Source organism: Alicyclobacillus fodiniaquatilis, from assembly GCF_042678105.1.
In the GTDB taxonomy this organism is placed as follows: domain Bacteria; phylum Bacillota; class Bacilli; order Alicyclobacillales; family Alicyclobacillaceae; genus Alicyclobacillus; species Alicyclobacillus fodiniaquatilis.
Genome location: NZ_JBHUCX010000099.1, coordinates 329312 through 352771 on the forward strand (window position 1 = coordinate 329312; position 23460 = coordinate 352771).

Genomic DNA, 23460 nt, shown 5'->3' on the forward strand with positions numbered 1-23460 from the left:
GTTGTTGACAAACGGAGAATACTCCACTTAGTATAAAGGGGAGAATTCTCCGTTTAATAACGACATGAATGAATAGGAGTGTACAACGCATGCAGAATTCGCATGGAAAAACCGCGCTGTTGGTCATGGATGTGCAAAACGGTATTGTATCGCGCTTTGCAGAAAATCAGGAAGTGTTGCATCCGTTCGAAAAAGCCGTGGCAGCCGCTCGCCAGCACGGAATGTCCGTCATTTTTGTACGGGTCGGATTTAGTGAAGGGTACCCGGAAGTCAGTCCGCGAAACAAAGGATTTTCAGCCATTGCTGGACGTGGGGGGATGACGGTCCATGACTCGTCAACACAAATTCACGAGTCTATGCAACCTCAACCAAACGAGCCAATTGTCACGAAGTATCGCGTGAGCGCGTTTGCTGGCAGCACCCTAGAAGTCATTCTCAGATCCCGCCAGATCGACACACTCGTTCTCAGCGGCATTGCCACGAGCGGTGTCGTGCTGTCGACTTTACGGGAGGCTGCGGATAAGGATTTTGCCATTACGGTCCTTTCGGATGCTTGTCTCGATGCGGATGCGGAGGTTCATCGCGTGCTCACCGAGAAGGTGTTCCCGCGTCAGGCAGATGTGCTGACTGTCGACGCTTGGATAGATACATTGAATTGAGCGAAGTCTCGTATTTGGCTGTGGCCGAACTATCATTGCAGAGTTCAGCTTCTGTTCAGCTTCCGTTTCAAGTCCTGTAAGCTTGGTCCGATAAAGTAGGGACCGAGGTGAGGACAGTGAGTGAAATGGTGATTGAAACATCAAATCTTACACGGCGATACGGCAAGAAAATATCCGTCAACAATTTGAACCTGCACGTGCCAAAAGGCAGTATCTTTGGTTTTTTGGGTCCGAATGGCGCAGGAAAGACGACGACCATTCGGATGCTGCTCGGACTCATTCGGCCGACGTCAGGTCAAATCCGCATCTTCAATCAGACGCTTCCTAAACATCGCATGCAGATTTTGCGGCGGACCGGGTCACTGGTTGAAAGCCCTTCTTATTATGGCCATCTCTCTGGCTACGAAAATTTGGACGTGATTGCCCGGTTGCTGAAGGTTCCTTCGAAGCGCATTGACGAGGTGCTGGGGATTGTCCGTTTGACATCTGCAGCCAAACAATCGGTCAAGGGATATTCGCTGGGGATGAAGCAGCGCTTGGGCATCGCCGCGGCGCTGCTGGGCAATCCGGATTTGCTGATTCTCGACGAACCGACCAACGGGCTCGATCCCGCTGGCATCCACGAAATTCGGGCGCTCATCAAAGAGTTGCCGGCGCAGTACGGCATCACTGTCGTCGTTTCGAGTCATTTGCTCGGCGAGATCGACCAAATGGCGACACACGTCGGCATCATTGAGCGCGGCCACCTCTTGTTTCAGGATGCCATCGAAAAGTTGCGTGAACAAAATTCCCCCAAATTATTGTTGCAAGTCGATAAACCGCTTGAGGCAAAGCGCCTTTTACAGCGTGCTGGATTGCAAGTTTCCATGGATGGCGACATCTTGCAGATGCCGAACCAGGGTTTGGCAGCGACAGAAGACGTCAATCGCCGTCTGATTCAGGCTGGCATTTCGGTGTATCGCATTACGGAACAAAGTCGCTCCTTAGAGGACATCTTCCTTGATTTTGTGGACAAGGAGGGGAGTCTGTGATGAACGAAGCACTGATGTCCGATTGGATAAAAATGCGCAAGACGTGGATCAGATTCCTTGTCATCCTTGGTCCACTTGGAGTGATCGCCCTAAATGCCGCGCGTTACGCCGCGAGCTATCAGAGTATAGTCACACCAGGAGCCGATGCGCAAAACTGGGCGTTGCTCATCCAAAACGTCGATCATTTGTTGTTGCCAAGTCTGATGCTGGGTATCACGCTGTTGACGTCTTTGCTGTCGGGGTTGGAACACCGGGGGCATGCTTGGAAGCAGTTGCTTGCCTTGCCTGTGTCGCGGTCTCGAATTTATATGAGCAAGTTTATTTTGATTGCGGGACTGTTGGCTGTTTCGAGTACACTGTGCGCCATTGGCACACTGTGTCTGGGCTTTGCTTTTGGTTTTACAACACATGTTCCTTGGCTGCATGTTCTGGGGGAATGCTACTATCCATATCTCGCATCTTACGGTGTGCTTGCCATTCAACTGTTGCTTTCCATGCTGATGGCAAATCAGTCGTTTGCAATTACTTTGGGCGTTTTAGGGATGATTATCAGTGGATTGAGCGACGCGTTGACGCATGACTCGCTGACACATGCGTGGCATTGGGCACGTTTTGTGCCTTGGGTGTATCCGTCCTTGTCGGCCGCCACGCACGCGACGATACAGTACCTCGACATTAAATATGTGATATGTGGGCTTATCGCAAGCGCCGTATGGTTGCTTTTGGGAAGCTGGGGATTCACTCACAAGGAGGTGAAGTAGGACGTTGATTTTTCGAATGCTATTGTGTGAGTGGACAAAGTTGCGCAAGTCGAGTATCTGGGTACCTGTTTTCATCGCGCCGCTGTTGACTGTGCTCGTTGGTATGGCGATGTCACGAATGGATTTGGTCACGAATGGAAACCACATAGCTTGGCTTGTCATATACCAAGCGACCATCCAGGTGTACGGACTGTTGTTCTTGCCGATGCTGGCGGGCATTCTCGCCTCCTTATGCTGTCGAAGTGAACATCTAGCAGGCGGCTGGAAACAACTGCTTGCCTTGCCGGTCAGGCGGACGACAGTTTATGCCGCAAAGTTTTTTTACGTCCTGTTCTTTTTGGCGTTGGCGCAGGTGCTGGTTTTGTTTGCGTTGCTTGTGGTGGGTTTGATACTGCATGTCCATGCGCCAATTCCCTGGTCCATGTTGAGCAAAGGGATTATCGGTGGTTGGCTTGCTACCATACCACTCTCCGCATTGCAACTGTGGGTGTCCACGTGGTGGAAAAGCTTTGGCGCGCCCTTTGCCCTGAATATCATTCTCACGATCCCGGCCATGTCCATCGCCAGTTCGAGCATCTATGCGCCGCTATATCCTTGGGCGCAACCGGTGTTGGCGATGCTGCCTAGACAGCAGGGGATGTTGAATGTGACGCCGGAAACGATGTTGACTATGACGATTGCGGGAGTCATTTTCATCCTTGGTGGCTGGCTGCACTTCACAAGGCGGGATATCCAAGCGTAGTTGCGACAGGGTCAGTGTAATCGAGAAAGGTTTTCTAAAAAATCGGCAACCAGCTCAAGCGATGCCAAGTCGTAGCGCTTCAATAATTCAAGACTTTTTTTATCGAATTCCATATGCAACTGCTCATGCAAATTCGCGAGCTCAGTGCCAAGGGGCGTGACGGAAAAATAAATTTCTTTAAGGTTGGTCGGACGTTGTGATTTTTTGATGAGCCCATGATTCAATAGCCTGCGCGTGACCTTGGATATTGCACCCTTTGTGACATTTAAATTGTGAGCGATATCTATGCCTTTTATGCACTCATGTTGGCTGATGATTTCTAATGTATGGAGGCATAAAACGGATAATTGAGGGATCAGTTTCTTTAGCTGCTGATTGGCTGTGCGTCCTATTAACCAGGTTTTTTCGGAATCGTCATTTGATTCAGCGGTGAAAATATGAAACAGAGATTTTTTGATTCTGTCTTGGATCCCTTTTAAATCTTGATGGAGATCATTCATGAAGATATCTTCCTTTCTTTAGCAGTCATTATATCACAGTTTCTTTGGAAACCATTTGACGAAAGAGACCTTGTCTGTTATTTTAGTTTCTTCGGAAACTAAATAGGTGGAGGTATCTTTATGAATGACATAATCAAGGCAATCAATCAGCATCGTTCGATTCGCAAGTTTAAAAATGTCCCCTTAACTGCCGCGCAGATCGAAACCATTGTTCATGCTGCTCAAATGGCGCCGACGTCTGGTCATTTGCAGTCATTCACCATCATCGGAATGACAGATCCCCAGCTTAAAAAGGAGTTATCCATCCGTGCAGAAAGCTCGGCGATTGACGAATGCGCATATCTATTTGTCTTTTGTGTTGACTTTTACCGCATGATGGTCACCGCCACGGATGTTGAACAACGAAAAATGAAAAGTAATTTGGGCTTTGCTTACTTTTTCCAAACCGGGGTTACGAGTGCGGCCATTGCTTTACAAAATGCAAATTTAGCGGCGAAGTCGATTGGACTAGGAACTGTCATCTTAGGCGGAGTTGGCGCTGTCACAGAATTGGATGAGTGGCTTGACTTGCCAAATCACGTGATTCCATTGGTGGGATTAGCCGTTGGTGTGCCAGATGAAATGCCGGAACAAAAACCGCGACTGCCTAAAGCGGCCGTATTTTTTGAGGATAGGTATCAGCATGAATTAAAAGACCTCGTTGAGGCCTATGACAAAGAGATGGAATACTACTATGCACATCGAACGAGCAATCGACAGAAAGCAGATTGGTCACATACAAATATCAACATGCTGGCACAAGATATCCCGTTTGAGTTTTACACCGATTACATCAAGCGTAAAGGATTTGTTCTGAAATAGGCACACGCATGATGCCCTTGAACTCATGAGCCATGAAAGAACTACCCGATCTCCACTCACCATATCACGATGTTTCGTACCATTCGCCCTGATTGAAGCAGACTGTGTGAAAATTAAGCGCTTGTTAAGCTCGCGTTTTTCTTCCAGAAAGATTGGTCGCATATGATGAGCTAGAATGTTGGTATCAGGTATATGTCCGTGCATTCTACCTCGATGCTGTGGTATTTTTCATAGTACCGTTGGTGTTTGGAAGCATCGCGGATGGCGGTCGAATGGATGAGACGAGCGTAGGAGTGAAATCAGTGGACATTCACCATATCGTGATGACATATGGATATATCGGGTTTTTTCTTCTGCTCGCGCTTGAGTATCTAATTTTAGTTGTGCCAGGTGAGACACTTTTGACCACGTTGGGCGTGTTGTTGCATACCCAAGGTGTGCATTTCAACCTAGTACTGTTAATCGTCGCAACGAGTTTGGGGACTTTTACAGGGTCCATGCTCACCTACTGGATTGGCCGCTTATTAGGGAGACCCATGATTATCCGCTACGGAAAATACGTATTCTTAACCGAAAAACGTTTGAATCAAGCGGAACAGATATTTGAACAGAGAGCGCTATTGTCCATCCTGGTTGCCAAATACATCGCAGTGATTCGGGATATCATCCCATATGTGGCTGGCATCAACCAAGTGCGGCTCCGACTTTACATTCCTGCGCAGTTGGTCGCATCATTTATGTGGACGACTACTTTCCTTTTAGCAGGCAGTCTTATCGAGCGGTGTGGGATTTCAATATACCATCATTGGCGTACTGAACTGTTACCGGGTATATTCTTATTGTTCCTTTTGATCATTGGGTACAGAATGATACACAAGAGAATACATCGTGTGTTTGCGCCGAAGAATGAGCATTTTGGTGTGTTGGATCCAGGTGAACATTTTGGAGAGGATGGAGGTCAGCATGAACCGGAGCGAATCTCCAAAAATTCTGGTTGTTGATGACGAACAGTCGATATTGGATATGTTGGTTTTAGTTTTGCAAAAAGAAGGATATCAAAGCGTTGAGACAGCGCAATCCGGACATGAGGCTGTGGAGCGATGTATGTATGGCGTTCCCGAGCTTGTCGTGCTTGATGTGATGCTGCCTGACATGGATGGGTACGAAGTATGCAGGCGAATTCGTCAAACTTCTGACGTTCCGATTTTGTTTTTGACCGCGAAGTCGTCCGATCTCGATAAATTGATGGGATTTGGTGTGGGGGCAGATGATTACATCTCGAAACCATTCAACCCCCTGGAGGTCGTCGCTAGAATCAAGGCCATCTTGCGTCGGCGCCAGATTAGGCCAGAGGCGGTTTCTCATGATGCGGGTATTTTTGATTTTGGTCATTTTAAGTTAGATGAACATTCAGCCACGCTCGAAGTGGCTGGCGAGTATATCGCATGTCCTGCACGTGAATTCCAATTACTTCTCTTTATGTGCAAAAACCCCAATCGTTTATTTAGTCGAGAGCAGCTCTATGAGCAGGTCTGGGGAGAGAGCGGTGTCGGGATAGATAATACGGTGATGGTCCACATGCGAAGGCTGCGCGAGAAAATCGAGATCGACCCAAGCAACCCGCGTTTTTTGGCGACTGTTCGCGGGCTCGGCTACAAGCTGATAACCGATACACGTGGAGAGGAACCACGATGAACTTAAAAACACGCCTGACTGTGAATTTTATGTCGCAAGTATTTCTGTTATTTGGTATTGTCTGTGCGCTCGGTATCGTTTTTGTCGTTTATGTGACAGAGGTCGGTGTAGGGGGCGGCGCAGGGACGAATCCAATTTTAATCACAAAAAGTATGCCTTCTGAAACCACAATCACAAATGGCCAAGTTGCTGTATCGCCATTATTGCGCGCCAATGTAAAGGAACTAGGCGGTTGGATGCAAGTTTTGAACGGACAAGGAAATGAAGTCTACGAATATCAACGACCGAGCCGCATTCCAACCAAGTACCCACCGGGCCTTTTGCTTGAGTATCACGCGTATCCAGAGAGATATGGATACATGGTGTACTCCTGGTATGACAAGGTAGATGGGCAGAATCTCACCTGGTTGCTAGGTGTGCCATACACAGATGCATCATCATTGATTCAATTTGAGCCCTACGTGTTGATGGTGGTTGTTTTTATCGCGAGTGTCTTTGCTGCAGTTGTAATTTCCTTACTATTTGGTCGCCGCATGGGTGCACCGCTGCTCCACATGATGAATTGGCTCCAACGTCTTGCAAACGGTCAATATGAGGAGCCGATGGATGCCAAAGGCATCCGAAGAAGTCACTTGGCCAATGGGCACTTGCGCAGGACGTTCCGCTTATACCGAGAGGTGATAGATGGACTGGAGCAGTTATCCGATGCGCTTCAATCCGCGTCTAAAGAACGCAAACGACTGGAATTCGCTCGTGAGGAGTGGATCACTGGCGTTTCGCACGACATCAAAACGCCATTGTCCTCTGTGCGTGGATATGGGGATTTACTTGCAACTTCGCAGTATCATTGGAGTAGCGAGGAAGTGCGCAATTTCGGGAAAATCATTGTGGAGAAGTCCGTCCACATGGAAGGGCTCATTGAAGATTTGGGTCTCGCCTTTCGCCTGAAGAACGAAGGAATTCCACTTGTGTGTGTGCCGATGAACGTTGTGGAAGTTGTTCGTCGTGTCGTGATCGACGTTGTAAATCGGCCAGACATGGAGGAGCGCGATGTCTCGTTTCAAACGAAGACAGCCCATGTGGTGTACCCTCTGGATGAGAAGTGGTTTGCGCGAGCGCTCGATAATCTGTTGTGGAACGCGGTGGTGCACAATCCGTCCGATACAAAGATTTGCGTGGAATTGGATGTGGACATGCCACCTGAAGGGAAGTCATATCCGGGTCTTTGCATTCAGGTGCGAGATGACGGCATTGGCATGGACGAACAAACCATCCAGCATCTGTTCGACAGATACTATCGAGGGACAAATACCAGTGAAAAGCATTCCAAAGGAAGTGGGTTAGGATGCGCCATTGCAAAACAACTGATTGAGGCGCATGGCGGAACTGTCCATGTAGAAAGCGAACTTGGACAGGGTACCGTGTTTATCATCAAATTTCCGTCTGTATAACCACGTTTACCCTACACTAAAATTACGCGGTACCTTGGTGCTGCGCCATTTGTAATGCCCCGATGAACTCACATTTTCATGTTTGTGGTGGTGCGTCATGCATCACCTTGCAGATCCTCTGCTGTCATAAAAGTACATGCAGCCCTCTACGAATATCAAAATTAAGTTCCTGTTAAGCTGACGTTTTTTTTCCTGAAAGCTTCGTGGCGTAGTATGAGTGCGTGGTGATTTCAGGTGGCTGAATGTACGCGATGCCGGAGGTGGGCACATGCTTCCGCTGATGTGGAGGGTTGGTAAAAATTTTATAATATGCTCACTTCTGCTTGCTGTTGGCTTGTGGTACGGCGCTAGATGGTATTTCACGCACGTATATCCCATTCAGCTCCACGTCCAACAACAAGTGATTGCCCAGATGAACGCGCAACACAGCTCGCCGCTGTCATATAGCGAAATTCCAGCGATGTATCGAAAGGCGGTCATTGCCACGGAGGATCGCACATTTGAAACGAACATCGGCATCAGTTTCCGCGGGATTGGTCGTGCGCTCTGGGTCGATATACGCGGTGGCCAAGCGCTGCAAGGCGGTTCCACCATCACACAACAATTGGTGCATAACACAGTGCTAAGACAGATTCCCAAGTCAATTGGGTGGAAGTTTATCGAGATGTTCGATTCCGTAGGGCTATACGACACCATGAGTAAAGCGGATGTCTTTATGCTTTACGCAAACGACATTTACTTTGGCCAGCAGGCATACGGCCTGTATGCTGCATCGGAAGCGTACTTTGGTCTGCCGCCTAGTCAATTAAACGCTGGTGAGTTGACGATGCTTGCTGGACTGCCAAATGCGCCAAGCGACTACGATCCTTTCGTCAATATGAAACTTGCTCGTATGCGTCAGAAGTTCGTCGTCTCTCGAATGGTGCTGGACGGCCAGGTGACAAAGACACAGGCGAACGCCATTTTAAATGACCCGATTCAGTTGCAATAAGTCACGATGCGGCAATTCAAAGAGGTGGTAAAGATGAAGGTAAAGCGGAGTATCGGAATCGATTTAGGCACAGCGAATACCGTGTTTTTCTTGAAAGGAAAAGGGATTGTGCTGCGAGAAAAGTCGGTGGCGGCCACGGAACTTGGGCGAGGAAAGGACAAAAGGTGGAATGCGTTTGGCGTGGAAGCCCAAAGAATGATTGGCCGGACACCAGTTGGCATACGGGCGGTCCGTCCGTTAGAAAAGGGTGTTATCGCCGATTTTGCTACAACTGTCATGATGTTACATCACTTCATTGGCCAGATGAGAAAATCCCGTGCTCGGTTTGAAATCAAACCGCATGTTGCGATAGCAGTGCCTTCCGTAGCAACCGCCGTCGAGCGGCGCGCCGTGGAGGATGTGATCATCGAAGCAGGCGCCAAGTCTGCTGTGACAGTGGAAACGATTCTGGCGGCTGCCATCGGTGCAGGGCTCGATGTCGCAGAGGCCAGAGGGAGCTTGGTCGTGAACATTGGCGCTGGCACAACGGAAGTTGGGCTGATTTGCCTTGGCGGCATTGTTACCCATCGCGCTATCAGAGTAGGTGGGGATGACATGGATGAACTGATTGCGAGGTTTATCAAAAAGGAACACAACATGAAGATTGGTGAGGCGACGGCAGAAAAGACGAAGTTAGAGGTGGGACGAGCGTTGCCATCAACGACGCTGGAGACGATAGCCATTCGCGGACGAGATCTGAAAACCGGGTTACCGAAATCAGTAGAAGTCACTTCCAACGACATCAGCCAAGCAATTACACCTGTCATTCAGCAGATCATTTCGGTTATCAAAAGCGTATTGGAACAGGCGCCGGCTGAGTTGGTTGGCGATGTCATGGACAGCGGCATCTTGTTGACAGGTGGGGTAGCGCCGCTTCCTGACCTGGATACAGTGATTGCGCAAGAGACTGGTTTGCCAGTCACTGTTGCGGAAAATCCAATGGATTGTGTGGCAATGGGCGTCGGCCAGGTGTTGGACAGTAGCAGTGCGTCATTCGTTTCTATTTCATACAGTTGATGAAGTTTGCTTGCAAAATTTAGGTTGGAAGGAGATTTTCTGTGATTCACAATGCGTTTTTAAACCCTTTCGATACAACCATCTATCATTTGATCAACGGCTTAGCAGGACGGAACGCACTGCTTGATGCGGTGATGATCTTTTTCGCCAAAGATGCGCTCGAGATCTATGCCGTTTTGTTCATCATCTCGTGGTTCATCCTACCGAAGCGCGATATACACAATCGCCATGCGCTGGTCATGGCGGGCCTTTCAGGCATAGTGGCGCTGCTTATCAATGTCGTCATCTCACATATTTGGTTTAGACCACGTCCGTTCACTGTTTTTCAAAAAGGAACATATACAGCGCTTGTTTCGCACAGTGCGGATGCCTCCTTTCCAAGTGATCATACATCTGGAAGTTTTGGCTTTGCAGCAGCATCATGGGGCAAACAACAGAAGTGGATCAGTTACACCTTTACGATTTTGGCCGTCATCGTGATGTTTGCGCGCGTGTTTGTTGGTGTTCATTACCCGACAGACGTGATAGGCGGTTGTATCGTGGGTATCATCGCGAGCAAAATCGTTTGGCGTTTCTCTCGATACGTTTTTCCCGTTACGTCCATGATTGCTAAAATGTTTCGCTTTGGCTCCGAAGGCCATCTTATAAACAACGATTCGACCACAGATAGACATACGCTTTGATCGCGTTGAAAGTTGAAGGGCGGCAAGGGGTGTAGGGATTGGCACATTTGATCACGACGTTTATTCACGCATTTGGTTACACGGGGATATCTTGGGTAAACGTTGGACAAAAGTCGGCAAGTATGCCCATTCGCTCATTTACATCGTCATCATTGCTGTGCTTTGCAAAGCCATATATTTAGTGAAACGCTTCAGAAAAAGTCGTAGCGAGCTTAGATGAAAGCGTGAAGAAGGAGACGTAATGAACGTATGCACAAGCCTATACCTGGTTCGGTATATCAGACATCAGATTTTCAAACTAAGGTGCCTGAAATCACAATCTACTTCTGGATTGTCAAGTTGCTTACGACCGCGATGGGGGAAGCCACTTCTGATTTTCTCGTCTACCATATGAATCCCTTCATCGCTATTGCCTTAGGTGGAATTGCACTGGTGATTTCACTAATTTTGCAATTCTCGGTGCGGCGGTATGTGACGTGGATCTACTGGTTGGTTGTTGTCATGGTCAGCATATTTGGCACAATGGCTGCCGATGCTGCACATGTTGGATTGGGCGTCCCTTATTTCGCATCAACTACGTTTTTCGCGCTCGTCCTGATACTCGTCTTCATCATTTGGCACAGGAGTGAGAAGACATTGTCCATTCACAGCATTTACACCAAACGCAGAGAGGCTTTTTACTGGTGCGCCGTTTTGGCGACGTTCGCGCTTGGCACCGCCGCTGGCGACATGACTGCGACGACGATTCACCTCGGTTATTTCACCTCCGGCGTCTTGTTTGCCGTCCTGTTTGCCATTCCAGGTCTCTGCTACTGGCTGTTTGGTCTCAATGAGATATTTGCCTTTTGGTTCGCTTATATCTTGACACGCCCGGTTGGCGCTTCGTTTGCAGATTGGGTCTCGGTATCTCACCAGAGCGGTGGCCTCGGATTGGGCAAAGGTGTGGTCAGTCTTGGCTTGACCATCGCGATTGTAATCGTTGTTGGCTATATGGCGATGACACGCAAGGGCGTTCAGGATGTTTCGGTTGCATCAAAGGCACGATAGTGTTAGGTGATTGTGTTTCAGATATCGATTGTTGCGTGTTTAGATGAGCACTTTGTCTACGCATATTGAAAGGTGGATCAAGTTAATGGAGCGAAAACCCAACTTCTTTATCATCGGTGCTGCTAAGTCTGGGACAACCTCGCTTTTCCATTATATTCAACAACACCCTGATGTGTTTATGAGCGATGTAAAAGAGCCGCATTATTTTTGTAGTCCAGATTTTCCGGAACGTTTTCAAGGGGTGGGCGATGAGGGATTTAGTGATCAAACCATCCGAACGCGCCAGCGTTATCTCAACCTATTTCGTGGTGTAAAAAACGAACGAGTGATTGGCGAAGCTTCAGTGTACTATCTTGTTTATCCCAATGTGGCCCAACGGATTAAGGATTTTAATCCGAATGCGAAAATGATCGTGATTTTACGTAACCCCGTAGAACGCGCGTTTTCTGCGTATATGCACACGATTCGCGACAACCGCGAGTCTCTGTCTTTTGAAAAAGCACTACAGATGGAAGCGCAGCGTAAAGAACAAGGCTATCAACCGCTGTGGTGGTACACCGAGGTTGGGTATTATGCACAGCAGTTGGCAATTTATATGTCCACATTTGCACCAGAGCAATTGAAAGTATTTCTTTACGAGGATTTGCGCAGATCTGACATGTTGCTGGCGGAACTCCTCCAGTTTCTCGAGTTGCGGGATGATGTCGTCATCGATACAACGATTCGTCACAACGTGTCTGGTGCGCCTAAAGCACGTGCGCTTTATGATTTTCTTGCCAAGCCAAATATCGTGAAAGAGGCTGTAAAACCGTTCTTGCCACCACAGTTTCGCCAGAAAATAGGACATCAAATGAAAAATTTGATCTTGAGCCAGATTAGACCCGCACCTGCCATAGTGGATTTCTTAAAATCCGAATTCCGAGAAGATATCTTAAATTTACAGGATTTGATTCATCGAGATTTGAGCGCTTGGCTCGAAAAGTGAGCGCTTAATCTCTATTATGTGTTATTCGGAGATGACAATCACATGAATCAAGAAGATGCTTTAGCGCTATTTTGGGCGAAAAAATTAGCCATCCAGGTGATGCTTGACGAACAGAAAACAGAGGACACATTCACATGTCCGCTTTGTGGTGGCAGGGCCCACGTTCATTTAGATGAGTCCGGATATACTTCATATTGTGAAAGTGGTTGTTTTACATCCGTAAAATAGACTACGTCGTGGGCATATTTTTGCTGGACCAAGGCCATCCAGGAATGTAAGCATACGTGACGATTAATTCCTTGGGGGCAATTGAATCGTAATGGATGTTCCTTGGTCCTTCACGCTTTCAACCGTGATGTGTCCGCCATGTGCTTCTATCAGTTGCTTCGCGATGGCTGTGCCCAATCCCGTTCCTTTTGCATGGATTTCACTCGTATTCGTTCCACGGTAGTATCTGTCAAACAAATGTGCCACCGTGTCTTCATCCATGCCTACGCCATCATCCTTGACTTGAATGCGCACACCGGGATAACGGCATCCAACTTCTGGTTCGGATTGAACCTCAACGGAAATGGTGACGCCGACAGGATTGTGCAGGACTGCGTTCGCCAACAGATTGTCCAGCGCGCGTGTAAACCATCTGGCATCTATCGGGTAGATCAGTTCATCTTCTACACTTTCAAACAACACTGTTTGTGCTTTCGACTGCTCATCATTCACCAAAGTGATGACAGATCTGCGTGTGAGTTCAATGATGTCCTCTGGTTTCGACTGCAAGGATAAGGATTCATTCTTCAAGCGGAAAGTGAGTCCAAGCTCTTCAATCAACCCGCTCATGTATGTGGCTTTGTCAGAAATATATTCGCCAAACTCGTGAACTTCATTCGCCGTTAACACATAGTCTGGAGCCGCCAATAAATTTGCATAGCCTTGAATAGAGGACAAAGGGGTGTGAAGATCGTGAGAGATGCCTGCGATCCACTCGTCTCGCGTTTGGTCGAGTCGCTTGCGTTGCTCCTCGCTTTGTTGCAGTGCAACAGCCAAGTGCTCAAGGGTTGCAAGAACCTCCCGATACATTCTGTAAGGCCTGCGCAATGGTCCATTTACGTCTTTTTTACTCTTCGGCAGTCCTTGCGCACCAGTTGGTTCCAGGTAGGATTGATTTGCCAAGTTCTGCAGCCAGTTCATCATGTGCAATATTGGCGCGCCAATTCGGCGGCCAAAGAGAATTGCTGCTCCAATGGTGGTCAACAAACTTCCCATAAAAAGCAAAAGGAAATAGACATATGGACTGAAAGGCTGACGCTGCACCGATGCCTCAGGCGGCAATCCATAAAGCCAGGTGAGCGATTGTTTGTCTACGGTGCCGTACCAAACAGAGAGCTGGTAGCCAAACTGCGCAGGGTATAATCTGTCATATACCAACAATCCCGGCGCATATTTCGTAGGAACCTTCTTTGGGCGATCAAAGCTGTAGATTTCCCGTCCATTGTTATCAAGGATCTGCAGCCATCCGCCACTCTGCTTGATCTCAGATAACACAGGTTGATCGACATGAACGCTGTTGCCATGCACACTTGTCGCTACAGGCATTTTCTCCAAGATTGTCACAGGGGTCATGCTCGCCTTCTGCTCTGAATTTCGCTTGCTGGCGAGATAAAAGCCAAAAGCAACGCCAATGATACACCACACGACGAGAAAGAGGGCGCCAATTTGAAGGAGAAATTTAACGGTAATCCGTGCGTTTAGTTTCATATATCAGTTCTCCGTCTGTTGACTCACCAGTTTGTAGCCCAATCCACGAACGGTTACAAGATATTTGGGCTCTGCTGGGTCGATCTCGATTTTTTCGCGCAATCGCCGCACATGAACCATCACGGTGTTGTCGTCACCAAGGCTGGTCTCTCCCCATACTTGCTCGTACAATTGCTTCCGACTAAAGACGCGATTTGGGTTTTTACAGAAAAAAGCAAGCAGTTGGAATTCCCGCGCAGGGCAAACCATTGTCGTTCCATTGACGATAAGTTCAGCGGATCGTTCATCGACTTGGAAGCGATGGAAATCGTAAACATGGCCCTCTGTCGTCACCGGGTTTGTGGTTAACGCAGCACGTCGTAAATGCGCCTTGATTCGCGCCGCGACCTCCAATGGATTAAACGGCTTTAGTATGTAATCGTCACCGCCAATTTCGAACCCGATCAGTTTGTCCAAATCAGATCTTCTCGCGGTCAGAAAAAGAATGGGGGCCTGTGATATCTCACGGCATTGACGACACACTTCAAAGCCTTCCATGTCGGGGAGCATGATGTCTAAAACCATGATATTTGGATTGAATGACTGGCATTTTGCGATGGCTTCCATACCAGAGGATGCCGTTTGGATATGTTCAAACCCTTCACTGCGCAAAACATGGGTGATTAGATTGCAAATGAGTGGTTCGTCATCAATGATGAGTACCTTTGATGGGTTCATTTGTCTCATTTCCCTCGCTTTTCACCTTTTCGACATCATATCACGTGAATAGTACGCCTCATCATTTTATGGAAGCGACTTTCTGTTACGATTCCTGTTTTGGGACACCGATGAGACCGTAAAAGAAAAAATGGATGAGCTTCTCTTCAGAAATCTCCGGTTCAGCCGCGCGGTCTTGATTGGATAAGCGGAGCATTTCGCGTTGGTACATCGAAATATAAAAGAGTAAATCCGCAATGGCCAAATCTTCATTGATGACCCCCTGTGATTTCGCCATTTCCATGAGCGCGATGAGAATGGGGACGAGTTGCGCTTCTTGCAATTTCTTCAGAAGATTCATCAATTCTTGAGGTTGTGCCACATGTGCCAAGACGGAGTGGGTTAAACTGAGAATCTTTTTTTCTTCCATCATGATAACCTGAATGGTCTCCTCAAAAGACAGATCATCTTCCAAATATTTACTGTACATGGATGTCTTATCCTTAATGTAGGTTTTTAAGACGTCCATCAACAAACCATCTTTACTGCCAAAGAAATTGTAAATGCTCACTTGTGACACGCCTGCTTGAAGCGCGACTTTCCTAATGGTGAAATCTTCTGACTGCGTGGTTAATAGCAGTAAAACTGCATGACGTATTTGAGCTTTTTTCGTCTCTCTCCTTTTTTCAAATCCGTCCAATCTGCTTCACCTCATTATGGCCACCTGAGTGTAGATATGAAATAATAATGGTTTTTTGTTTCATATATCGTTGACTTTATTGCCATGTAGAATATAGAGTATACATGAAACAGCACTCAATAAAAATTTCATATCTGCTATAGACGAGGTGATCTTTCATGGACTTGTATCAAACGACGGGCCGTTCTATTCCGCAACGCATCACGCTGCTCTTCTTGCAAACACTCATACTGGTGATAACCGGATGGCTGCTGCTCGGCGGAGACAAAACATTGAATACGTGGTTTGGTTGGCGGCTCGGTCAAGAAGATGGTCACCGTCAACTGGTCTTGTTTATCCTCTTTTTAGTCGTGTACGCTCGGATTACATTCATGGTGTGTTATTTGGTGAAACGTTCGATTTCATGGAGTGAGACGGTTGCAATTCCAAGCGCGTTTGCCTTGTACTACATCGGTTTTCCATTATTCAGTCTGACATCGCCAACATCCATCACGAACTGGGACTACGTTTACATCGTATTATTTTTGTTGGGTTCTTGGGTGAGCACGTGCTCGGAGTGGTTGAGGAACGAGTGGAAAAAAGAACCACAGAATAAAGGGAGGTTGTACACGAAGGGATTGTTTCGATTTTCGATGCACATCAACTACTTTGGCGAGGTGCTCTGGGTAATGGCCTTAGCGCTATTCACCAATCAGCCATGGGCCTTGCTGGTGCCGTTATTCTTGTTTTGCATGTTTGTGTTTTACAATATTCCCATGCTCGATAGGCATCTAGCAGAAAAATACGGGGAGGAATTTATCGCATATCAAAAGTCGACCAAGAAATTCATCCCGTTTATTTACTGATGGCACGCGCTAGGCGCGCTTGGAACGCATCTCCTTGATGTGTTTCACATCTTTGCGAGAACGAGCTGTTTGTATTCATCTGACTCCACAGGATAAATCGCAACTTTGCCTTCGTTGTTGCTGCGGATCCCCCAACCATACTTTATTTTCCTAATGCACTCCTACTGCTGTCTGCATTTTGATTAGCTCATTTTAGTTAGTTCGTTTAAACTATTGAAATTAGCATAAGCAAACAATATAATGATACAGGATAGTTGACTGATTTACTCAACTTTATGTCAGACTACAGTCTACAGTTGGAGCAGGCTATCTAAATCCAGATGGAAATCTGTCAAAACGGTCAAGGTGTTGGCTGTTTTGAGTGGAAAATACTTGTTTGCAGATTTTGCATACATACCAGATAAGGGGGATCTTTGTGGCAAAGGCATTTCAATCATGGATGGTAGCGGGGGCATGCTTGCTGGCTTTGGCTGGCGTGGCCGGTTGCGGTACAAGCTCATCAAACAACAATACATCAATATCGTCGGCGAGCGGGACGAAAGCGACCGCACATGTGATGAAAGACGGTGTAGGGCACCAAGTCAAGATACCAGCGGCTCCATTGCGAATTTGGGCGCCTGGGTTGGAAGATCCAATTGTCGCGCTTGGTGATAGTAAAGATTTGGTGGGACAGTATTCGAGCGGAAACGTGGTTGATGATTATCTACAGAAATGGCTGAAGGGTAAGCCTCATATTGATTTTTCTGGCAATGGGCTAGATCCAGAATCCATATTGAAATTGAATCCAAACCTGATCATTCTGTATTCCACGTATTTCACGCAAAATGGGAAGTATCAACAATACTCTAAAATTGCGCCAACGTATGTGTTTAATCAGAATAGCGGGGCACAAGGCACTTGGCGCAATACGTTGCTGACGCTTGGCAAGATGCTTGGCAAAAGCGATAAAGCCAAACAGTTGCTCAAAGGCTACGACCAAAAAGTGAGCGCTGCGAAGGCAAAGTTGCAAAAAGCGATAGGCAATAAGACGGTGGCCATTATTGAGCCGTCAGGCAAACAGGTTTTTTTGATTGGCAAAGGAAACTTCGCGGGCCAAGAGGTTTATGGTGATTTGGGACTCACGCCGCCAAAAATCGCGACAGGTTGGGCGTCCATCTCGTTGGAGGACTTGCCGAAACTGGGTGCAGACTACATTTTCATGGTCACAGGCAACGACAGTACGGCAGAAGAGAAAGTCTTGACAAATAACCCGGTTTGGAAAGACCTACCTGCCGTTAAGGAAGGGCATGTATACAACGTAAGTTACGGTCATTGGATCAATCTCGGCGTCATCGCCAATGAAGATGTCATCAATGACGTGGTGAATGATTTGACGAAGTAGACTGCCGTACTTGTCGGCCAATCTGGTTTGGAAAGGTGTGATCAAACATGTCGAATGTGGATTTTCATCAACTTGGAGCGAATTTCAAAATCAGTTTGTCAGAGGTAGAGCACCCGCTATTGTCGATGCCGCTCAAACAATTGCTTGAGGAAGCTCATTCGGCTTGTTTGATAAGCACCTATGGCTCGATGATCAAAACGTCCAATTCGGCTGCCAGCGCGGTTGCTTTTTGCAACTGGTTTGCGTTTGTGCCTGCTGGTGTGCAGTACTTGTTGTCGGTGTACGATACAGCAATTGATCTCTCACCAGACAACTTGACGGTCGAGTTGTACCAGGGAGCTCGTTTTTATGCCTTTTCTTTTAAATTAAGTCAGTGGTCAGCGCAGACTGCGCCGACGGAGGCAAAGCAGAGAGCGACTTGGCGCAATCAGGTGATGGTCGATTTCTACCAAAATACGGTGAGACCCTTGTTTGAAAGACTTGCCGAAACGTCCGGTTATAACGTGGGGCAATTGTGGGGACAAATTCCCCCGAAGTTGTATTGGTTGATGAATATGTTTCCACTTGAATGTGATGAGACGGCAAAATCACGGTTGGCGGATGACTATCGGGCTTTGAAAGAGGAGTTGGCACCTGAAGTGTTTGGGTGTAAACGAAATCCGCTGAATGTTCGGGAGCGGATGATTGAGAGTTTGCAAGACGCCAATCGGCAAGTGCCGATGAGACCGGCATGTTGTCTCAATTATTGCAAGGCGGATGGTGGCTATTGTTATGCTTGTCCACGCGTGAAAGAAGCGGATCGAGCAGAACAGCGGGCCCAATTCCGAGCGAGGTAGCTTGCGCAGATGAAATTAAGAGGTTGGTCCCTTCATCTCGAGTGATTCGCCAGTGACAAAAGAGGATAGATTAGCCACCAAAAACAACACGCAGTTTGCCATGTCTTCCGGTATCCCTTCGCGCCGTTACGGCGTGTTTACCACGATAAATTTCCGAACTTCATCAAGTTTGAAACGATCATTGGACGTATGTGCAATGGTATTGCCTATTTCACTTTCTTTAGATTTCTTTAGATTTTTTTTCGGAAATCTTAAATTATCCAGCCTAGTGTAAGTGCAGATTGACGTTCCACCTGTATATGTCAATGAGGAACCAAGAGCAGGGCGGTTAGCCGCCAGAGCACCTTTTTGACATGGGCCAAGGGGTCAATATGTAGAAGTCAGGTAGTGATCTTTTCAGTACACAAATTTTTGAAGGATAATGAGTTTACGGTATGTCAAGATACGACAAAGGCTTTAAGGAGCAGGGCGCAGGAGGAATAAAATTGAGAAACATTCTTGTGGTGGATGACGATAAGGAAATCACTTATCTGACATCCACCTATCTTCAAGCGGAGGGATTCAAAATCTCCTGCTGGAATCAGTCAGCAAACAGAGAGTACGGCCGTGGATCGACTGAAAGTGGCGTCAACGGCCATGTCGTATCCAGTATTTAAGGAAATCGTTGGCCAGAAAAATGCGACATTCCCCGAAGTGGGGACGATTCAGAACACCAATCTTGATTTGGGCGAGGATGGTGTTGTGGGGCTCAAAACTGGAAACCTAGCGCATATCGGCAACATGGCCATTGCCGCTTATCGAAACGTCGACCATAAACGTGTGCTGGTGATAGGTATGGTGCTTGGCCAGTATGGTCAAAACGATGGCGCTTCCTTACATGCTGCGTTAGAAGCGGGTAAAAGTTTGATCACGAGTGCCGGAGGGGAATGACGTATGTCGTGAGCGGTGTGACCATGTTGTGGCACCCGAATTTCCGTTAAGAGAGAACTTGTTGCAAGTCACCAATTTCCATTCAAAAGTTTTTGGTCGTATAAATAGGTTGTGTGGCATCATAGGATGATGAACTGAAAGCTGCAATCATCGTCAGGCCGACAGGATACTTTTCTATAACGGGTTTAATTCATTTACAATGGACGATGGCTGAATCATTATTTTGTTGGAGCAGCTTTATCGATTGGAAGGATGATTGATGTGAAAAATACGGAGAGATTCTCCGGCAGAGTAGATCATTATGTCAAACATCGTCCCGGCTATCCAAAAGAGCTTATGGATTTCATCTATGAAGAAGTCGGCCTCTCAGCAAACGCTTTCGTTGCTGATATAGGTGCAGGTACCGGTATATTCACGAAGCTTCTTCTTGAACAGGGCAGCAGGGTTTACGCTGTTGAACCCAATCAAGAAATGGCAGATGCCGCATATACAGCGCTGAATCAATATGAAACGTATTATCCCGTATATGGTACAGCAGAAGATACAACATTAAGTGATGCATCTATGGATTATGTCACATGTGCTCAATCTTTCCACTGGTTCGACCGGGGTGCCTGTAAAAAGGAATTTCACAGGATATTAAGGCCAGGGGGAAAAGCGTTATTAGTGTGGTATAAAATGTTTTCCGAGGGAAGTGATTTCACGAAGGCGTATGAAAAACTTCACTACGATTTCTCGAGTAGTCGCAGAACTGTGGATTTAAGAAATATAGGTGATAAGGAATTAATAGCTTTTTTTAAGGATGGAAACTTTGGGAGAAAATATTGTAATTACACGCACAAGTTAGATTTTGAGGGGTTAAAGGGCAGGGAATTTTCATCTTCCCATGCGCCACTTCCGAATGATGAAAACTATACAAAGATGTTGAAAGAGCTTGAGAAACTGTTTATAACATTTGAAAGTGATGGAGAAGTGGAGTTTCTTTACAGGGCGGAATTATACTACGGAGCAGTATGATGCATTGGCCGCCAATGGCCGATGGGACCGTAGGGCATTTTCTTGCTCAGCAGGAACAGTACCCAACTTGCGGTGTGATCCAATACTGGTTTTTTGACTGTGCGGTCAATAACTGATATGATGCGCCCATGAGTAGACCAAGAGAATTTGATGTGGAGCGCGCACTGTACCAGTGTATGGAAGTGTTCTGGACAAAAGGCTATCAGTCCACGTCGTTTGAGGATTTGACTTCGGCGACAGGTGTCAAGAAACAAAGCTTATATTGCGTTTGCGACGGAAAGCGAGACTTGTTTTTAAAGGCGCTAAGGTTGTACAAACAGCGAAATATCAATATGCTGACGGAAATCGTCTCGCAACATGAGTCTCCTTTGGAGAAATTGGAAAGAATTTTGGAAACAATACTCAATCAATGTGATGAGCCAATTCGCAAAGGCTGTCTCATGGTCAATGCTGCGTTAGAATTTGGTACTGGCGATGAAGATGTAACCCATGAAGTGAAGCGCATGATTATCGAGATGGAAAGAATCCTTGAAGAGGTCATCCGTGATGGCCAGGAACAGTCACTGATTACGATCCGTCAGACGAGTCAAGCGCTCGCGGCATATCTGAACAACGTACTTATCGGTGCAAAAATGATGGAGAGATCAGGCGCATCTCCGCAACAAATCAAGGCACTTTTGCGCACGTCCATTGCCCTGATGTTACCCTGATTTTTTATGACCTCAACTTCGTTAGATGAACGCGCTCAATTCTTGACCATCCCGTCAAAAATTGATGACAAATTGCATAAGGAGCTGTGTATTTGTGAATTCTCATTCTATTACGCCTTTATTTGAGTCTGTAGATTTAGGAAAAATTATTTTGCCGAATCGTATCGTGATGGCGCCGATGACTCGGCAATTCTCTCCAGACGGAGTGCCTGGTGAGGATGTGGCATCATATTATCGACGTCGGGCTGAAAATGGTGTTGGTCTCATCATTACAGAAGGGACGGTCATCAATCACCCTGATTCATCAAGCCAGCCTAATATCCCACACTTTTACGGACAAGCGGCATTGGATGGCTGGAAAAATGTTTTGACTGCGGTACATGGAGCTGGTGGCCACATTTTTCCGCAAATATGGCACATGGGTACAAAAGGAAACGTCAATGCGTATTCGGAACGAGAAATCACTGCAATTGTAGAGGCATTTGCACAAGCAGCAAGTGATGCCAAGCGACTTGGATTTGATGGCATTGAACTCCACGGTGCCCATGAATATTTGATCGATCAATTTTTCTGGGAGAAAACCAACACACGTGCAGACAAATATGGTGGCAGCATGACTGCGCGTACACGTTTCGCTGTTGAAGTGATCGAAGCTTGCCGACGCGCGGTCGGATCGGAATTTCCAATTGTTTTACGTATATCGCAATGGAAGTCGAGTTCTTACACTGCAAAGTTGGCAAAAACACCGGCTGAGCTCGCATCGTTTTTAGAACCGTTGGTCAATGCGGGGGTTGATGTATTTCACTGTTCAACTCGCCGCTTTTGGGAGGCAGAGTTCGAAGGGTCCGATCTCAATTTGGCTGGATGGACAAAAAAATTGACTGGGAAACCAACCATCACAGTTGGATCAGTGGGGTTGGACAGTGAGTTTACGAGTCTGTTCACTGAAGGCAAAGGAGCCGCAAATGTCAAATTTGATGGTTTGATAGAGCGGCTTGGGCGTGGGGAATTTGATCTTGTGGCAGTGGGCCGCGCATTGTTAAACGATCCCGCTTGGGCAATGAAAATCCGAGATGGACGGATTGACGAATTGATTCCTTTTACGCCGGAAGCCGTTAAGCGACTGTATTGAGCTTTGAGTTGCAAACGGAGTGTTCGTGAATGGATCAGTGAAACAGCGGTGTGAACTTATTGGAGAAAATTGCAAAGGAAATCGCTAATCGCTTACAATGCAAACACAACTGATAGGACGAAGCGGTTGACCGTTGTTAAAAGTGTCCGTACTTCAGAGCACGGGTGTAAAGCTTCGTCTTGGAACTCGTTTTGGATCGCTCAATCTGATACATCCAATGCGTTTGTGGACATTGATGAACACCTAGCGGACAATTGAAGCGTTACTGTAACGCAGTGCATAATCAGGGGGAAGAACTTTGTAGGATTGAGGTTCTCTTAATCCTGGCACAACTGTTTTACAAAAGTGGTAGGATTGGTGCGAATGGCAAGCTCCCATAAAAAGCGTGGGAGATTCGCACCACAGTTTTTATTACTTTTTATCGAAAATAACATAAAATGAAAGATATCTGGCCTTTGTTAGTCGTTTAGAAGGCTTGAATAAGCGGAATATGCACTGGATCGATATCAAATTGATGTGAATTAAGTGCATTTTCGCTGTCGCACTCCACATGGGGTGCGTGGATTGAAATGAAAAGCTGATGTATTGGAACAACGTTTGGATAGTCGCACTCCACATGGGGTGCGTGGATTGAAATTCTACCAAAAAAACCAAAAACGGAACGAGATGAAAGTCGCACTCCACATGGGGTGCGTGGATTGAAATAGGAAGGGAAACCAGGGTATACGACAGATAAATACGTCGCACTCCACATGGGGTGCGTGGATTGAAATGTTTTACCATCCATATTCTAAAAGGTTCAAAGGTCGTCGCACTCCACATGGGGTGCGTGGATTGAAATCCTGACGCTGGCGCGATGTAAATCTACATTGGGTCCAGTCGCACTCCACATGGGGTGCGTGGATTGAAATTTTTGGGCCTCTCTCTTTATTTGCTTATTAAAAAGTCGCACTCCACATGGGGTGCGTGGATTGAAATGACAATCACAAACAAGGC

At 46.9% G+C, this 23460-nt stretch carries 26 protein-coding genes and 1 CRISPR repeat array; of the genes, 21 read left to right on the plus strand and 5 right to left on the minus strand.

Going from position 1 to position 23460, the window contains the following annotated elements; all coding sequences use genetic code 11:
* The first annotated feature begins 89 nt into the window (after nt 1-89).
* The 4 genes from ACFSB2_RS25305 to ACFSB2_RS25320 all read left to right on the plus strand — a co-directional run bounded on the left by ACFSB2_RS25305 (nt 90) and on the right by ACFSB2_RS25320 (nt 3193).
* Complete coding sequence (locus tag ACFSB2_RS25305) at nt 90-659, plus strand: cysteine hydrolase family protein (RefSeq protein WP_377945931.1); 570 nt, start codon at nt 90-92, stop codon at nt 657-659.
* Between the two features lie 116 nt (nt 660-775).
* Nucleotides 776-1690, plus strand: a complete 915-nt coding sequence (locus ACFSB2_RS25310; RefSeq protein ID WP_377945933.1) for an ABC transporter ATP-binding protein — start codon at nt 776-778, stop codon at nt 1688-1690.
* Nucleotides 1690-2451: an ABC transporter permease gene (locus ACFSB2_RS25315; RefSeq protein WP_377946020.1), complete on the plus strand. Its 762-nt coding sequence runs from the start codon at nt 1690-1692 to the stop codon at nt 2449-2451. The genes ACFSB2_RS25310 and ACFSB2_RS25315 overlap by 1 nt, the downstream gene beginning before the upstream one ends.
* A 4-nt stretch (nt 2452-2455) precedes the next feature.
* A complete protein-coding gene (locus ACFSB2_RS25320; RefSeq protein ID WP_377945934.1) occupies nt 2456-3193 on the plus strand; it encodes an ABC transporter permease in 738 nt (245 codons plus the stop codon).
* Nucleotides 3194-3204: 11 nt separating this feature from the next.
* On the opposite strand, the gene ACFSB2_RS25325 is transcribed toward ACFSB2_RS25320, so the two are convergent.
* On the minus strand, nt 3205-3693 hold the full coding sequence (locus tag ACFSB2_RS25325; protein ID WP_377945935.1) for a MarR family transcriptional regulator: 489 nt from the start codon (nt 3691-3693) through the stop codon (nt 3205-3207).
* Between the two features lie 120 nt (nt 3694-3813).
* Between ACFSB2_RS25325 and ACFSB2_RS25330 the strand changes: the two genes are divergently transcribed.
* The 9 genes from ACFSB2_RS25330 to ACFSB2_RS25370 all read left to right on the plus strand — a co-directional run bounded on the left by ACFSB2_RS25330 (nt 3814) and on the right by ACFSB2_RS25370 (nt 12462).
* Entirely contained in the window at nt 3814-4554 is a 741-nt protein-coding gene (locus tag ACFSB2_RS25330; RefSeq protein WP_377945936.1) for a nitroreductase family protein, read from the plus strand.
* 302 nt (nt 4555-4856) lie between these two features.
* Nucleotides 4857-5555, plus strand: coding sequence for a DedA family protein (locus ACFSB2_RS25335; protein ID WP_377945937.1), 699 nt, complete (start codon nt 4857-4859; stop codon nt 5553-5555).
* The gene (locus tag ACFSB2_RS25340) at nt 5518-6249 is read left to right on the plus strand and encodes a response regulator transcription factor (protein WP_377945938.1); all 732 of its coding nucleotides are present in this window, start codon (nt 5518-5520) and stop codon (nt 6247-6249) included. Before ACFSB2_RS25335 ends, ACFSB2_RS25340 begins: the two co-directional genes overlap by 38 nt.
* Nucleotides 6246-7700 carry a sensor histidine kinase gene (locus ACFSB2_RS25345; protein WP_377945940.1) on the plus strand — a complete coding sequence of 485 codons (1455 nt, stop codon included), beginning with the start codon at nt 6246-6248 and terminating at the stop codon, nt 7698-7700. The genes ACFSB2_RS25340 and ACFSB2_RS25345 overlap by 4 nt, the downstream gene beginning before the upstream one ends.
* A 268-nt stretch (nt 7701-7968) precedes the next feature.
* The gene (locus ACFSB2_RS25350) at nt 7969-8691 is read left to right on the plus strand and encodes a transglycosylase domain-containing protein (protein WP_377945942.1); all 723 of its coding nucleotides are present in this window, start codon (nt 7969-7971) and stop codon (nt 8689-8691) included.
* A 33-nt stretch (nt 8692-8724) separates the two neighbouring features.
* Complete coding sequence (gene mreB / locus ACFSB2_RS25355) at nt 8725-9747, plus strand: rod shape-determining protein (RefSeq protein ID WP_377945943.1); 1023 nt, start codon at nt 8725-8727, stop codon at nt 9745-9747.
* A gap of 41 nt (nt 9748-9788) precedes the next feature.
* The gene (locus ACFSB2_RS25360; protein ID WP_377945944.1) at nt 9789-10430 is read left to right on the plus strand and encodes an undecaprenyl-diphosphatase; all 642 of its coding nucleotides are present in this window, start codon (nt 9789-9791) and stop codon (nt 10428-10430) included.
* Nucleotides 10431-10679: 249 nt separating this feature from the next.
* A complete protein-coding gene (locus tag ACFSB2_RS25365) occupies nt 10680-11477 on the plus strand; it encodes a COG4705 family protein (RefSeq protein WP_377945946.1) in 798 nt (265 codons plus the stop codon).
* Between the two features lie 85 nt (nt 11478-11562).
* Nucleotides 11563-12462, plus strand: coding sequence for a sulfotransferase family protein (locus ACFSB2_RS25370; protein ID WP_377945947.1), 900 nt, complete (start codon nt 11563-11565; stop codon nt 12460-12462).
* A 291-nt stretch (nt 12463-12753) separates the two neighbouring features.
* Here ACFSB2_RS25370 and ACFSB2_RS25375 read toward each other — a convergent pair whose 3' ends face one another.
* From ACFSB2_RS25375 to ACFSB2_RS25385, 3 genes are all read right to left on the minus strand, one after another.
* Nucleotides 12754-14217 carry an ATP-binding protein gene (locus ACFSB2_RS25375; RefSeq protein ID WP_377945948.1) on the minus strand — a complete coding sequence of 488 codons (1464 nt, stop codon included), beginning with the start codon at nt 14215-14217 and terminating at the stop codon, nt 12754-12756.
* A 3-nt stretch (nt 14218-14220) separates the two neighbouring features.
* Nucleotides 14221-14934, minus strand: coding sequence for a response regulator transcription factor (locus ACFSB2_RS25380; protein WP_377945949.1), 714 nt, complete (start codon nt 14932-14934; stop codon nt 14221-14223).
* Nucleotides 14935-15019: 85 nt separating this feature from the next.
* Complete coding sequence (locus tag ACFSB2_RS25385; RefSeq protein WP_377945950.1) at nt 15020-15613, minus strand: TetR/AcrR family transcriptional regulator; 594 nt, start codon at nt 15611-15613, stop codon at nt 15020-15022.
* A gap of 158 nt (nt 15614-15771) precedes the next feature.
* On the opposite strand from ACFSB2_RS25385, the gene ACFSB2_RS25390 reads away from it, so the two are divergent.
* Nucleotides 15772-16458, plus strand: coding sequence for a DUF1295 domain-containing protein (locus tag ACFSB2_RS25390; protein ID WP_377945951.1), 687 nt, complete (start codon nt 15772-15774; stop codon nt 16456-16458).
* A gap of 44 nt (nt 16459-16502) precedes the next feature.
* Here the strand turns inward: ACFSB2_RS25390 and ACFSB2_RS25395 are convergent, their stop codons facing one another.
* Nucleotides 16503-16613 (minus strand): DUF6157 family protein, encoded by a 111-nt coding sequence (locus tag ACFSB2_RS25395; protein WP_377946021.1) that lies wholly within the window; start codon nt 16611-16613, stop codon nt 16503-16505.
* Nucleotides 16614-16873: 260 nt separating this feature from the next.
* On the opposite strand from ACFSB2_RS25395, the gene ACFSB2_RS25400 reads away from it, so the two are divergent.
* The 7 genes from ACFSB2_RS25400 to ACFSB2_RS25430 all read left to right on the plus strand — a co-directional run bounded on the left by ACFSB2_RS25400 (nt 16874) and on the right by ACFSB2_RS25430 (nt 22464).
* Nucleotides 16874-17839 (plus strand): ABC transporter substrate-binding protein, encoded by a 966-nt coding sequence (locus ACFSB2_RS25400; protein WP_377945952.1) that lies wholly within the window; start codon nt 16874-16876, stop codon nt 17837-17839.
* Between the two features lie 47 nt (nt 17840-17886).
* Nucleotides 17887-18675: an IucA/IucC family C-terminal-domain containing protein gene (locus ACFSB2_RS25405; protein WP_377945953.1), complete on the plus strand. Its 789-nt coding sequence runs from the start codon at nt 17887-17889 to the stop codon at nt 18673-18675.
* 485 nt (nt 18676-19160) lie between these two features.
* Nucleotides 19161-19331 (plus strand): response regulator, encoded by a 171-nt coding sequence (locus ACFSB2_RS25410; protein WP_377945954.1) that lies wholly within the window; start codon nt 19161-19163, stop codon nt 19329-19331.
* The gene (locus tag ACFSB2_RS25415) at nt 19312-19605 is read left to right on the plus strand and encodes a hypothetical protein (protein ID WP_377945955.1); all 294 of its coding nucleotides are present in this window, start codon (nt 19312-19314) and stop codon (nt 19603-19605) included. The genes ACFSB2_RS25410 and ACFSB2_RS25415 overlap by 20 nt, the downstream gene beginning before the upstream one ends.
* 261 nt (nt 19606-19866) lie before the next feature.
* A complete protein-coding gene (locus tag ACFSB2_RS25420) occupies nt 19867-20622 on the plus strand; it encodes a class I SAM-dependent methyltransferase (RefSeq protein WP_377945956.1) in 756 nt (251 codons plus the stop codon).
* 128 nt (nt 20623-20750) lie between these two features.
* Nucleotides 20751-21332: a TetR/AcrR family transcriptional regulator gene (locus ACFSB2_RS25425; protein WP_377945957.1), complete on the plus strand. Its 582-nt coding sequence runs from the start codon at nt 20751-20753 to the stop codon at nt 21330-21332.
* 94 nt (nt 21333-21426) lie between these two features.
* The gene (locus tag ACFSB2_RS25430; RefSeq protein WP_377945958.1) at nt 21427-22464 is read left to right on the plus strand and encodes an NADH:flavin oxidoreductase; all 1038 of its coding nucleotides are present in this window, start codon (nt 21427-21429) and stop codon (nt 22462-22464) included.
* Nucleotides 22465-23002: 538 nt separating this feature from the next.
* Nucleotides 23003-23442: a CRISPR direct-repeat array (repeat unit 33 nt; unit sequence GTCGCACTCCACATGGGGTGCGTGGATTGAAAT).
* Nucleotides 23443-23460: the final 18 nt, after the last annotated feature.

Excerpts from the sequence above, each read along its gene's own strand:
- ACFSB2_RS25305 (WP_377945931.1), top strand. The coding sequence starts at position 90 with ATGCAGAATTCGCATGGAAAAACCGCGCTGTTGGTCATGGATGTGCAA.
- ACFSB2_RS25315 (WP_377946020.1), top strand. The coding sequence starts at position 1,690 with ATGAACGAAGCACTGATGTCCGATTGGATAAAAATGCGCAAGACGTGG.
- ACFSB2_RS25325 (WP_377945935.1), bottom strand. The coding sequence starts at position 3,693 with ATGAATGATCTCCATCAAGATTTAAAAGGGATCCAAGACAGAATCAAA.
- ACFSB2_RS25330 (WP_377945936.1), top strand. The coding sequence starts at position 3,814 with ATGAATGACATAATCAAGGCAATCAATCAGCATCGTTCGATTCGCAAG.
- ACFSB2_RS25340 (WP_377945938.1), top strand. The coding sequence starts at position 5,518 with ATGAACCGGAGCGAATCTCCAAAAATTCTGGTTGTTGATGACGAACAG.
- ACFSB2_RS25345 (WP_377945940.1), top strand. The coding sequence starts at position 6,246 with ATGAACTTAAAAACACGCCTGACTGTGAATTTTATGTCGCAAGTATTT.
- ACFSB2_RS25350 (WP_377945942.1), top strand. The coding sequence starts at position 7,969 with ATGCTTCCGCTGATGTGGAGGGTTGGTAAAAATTTTATAATATGCTCA.
- mreB (WP_377945943.1), top strand. The coding sequence starts at position 8,725 with ATGAAGGTAAAGCGGAGTATCGGAATCGATTTAGGCACAGCGAATACC.
- ACFSB2_RS25365 (WP_377945946.1), top strand. The coding sequence starts at position 10,680 with ATGCACAAGCCTATACCTGGTTCGGTATATCAGACATCAGATTTTCAA.
- ACFSB2_RS25370 (WP_377945947.1), top strand. The coding sequence starts at position 11,563 with ATGGAGCGAAAACCCAACTTCTTTATCATCGGTGCTGCTAAGTCTGGG.
- ACFSB2_RS25375 (WP_377945948.1), bottom strand. The coding sequence starts at position 14,217 with ATGAAACTAAACGCACGGATTACCGTTAAATTTCTCCTTCAAATTGGC.
- ACFSB2_RS25380 (WP_377945949.1), bottom strand. The coding sequence starts at position 14,934 with ATGAACCCATCAAAGGTACTCATCATTGATGACGAACCACTCATTTGC.
- ACFSB2_RS25390 (WP_377945951.1), top strand. The coding sequence starts at position 15,772 with ATGGACTTGTATCAAACGACGGGCCGTTCTATTCCGCAACGCATCACG.
- ACFSB2_RS25405 (WP_377945953.1), top strand. The coding sequence starts at position 17,887 with ATGTCGAATGTGGATTTTCATCAACTTGGAGCGAATTTCAAAATCAGT.
- ACFSB2_RS25415 (WP_377945955.1), top strand. The coding sequence starts at position 19,312 with ATGTCGTATCCAGTATTTAAGGAAATCGTTGGCCAGAAAAATGCGACA.
- ACFSB2_RS25425 (WP_377945957.1), top strand. The coding sequence starts at position 20,751 with ATGAGTAGACCAAGAGAATTTGATGTGGAGCGCGCACTGTACCAGTGT.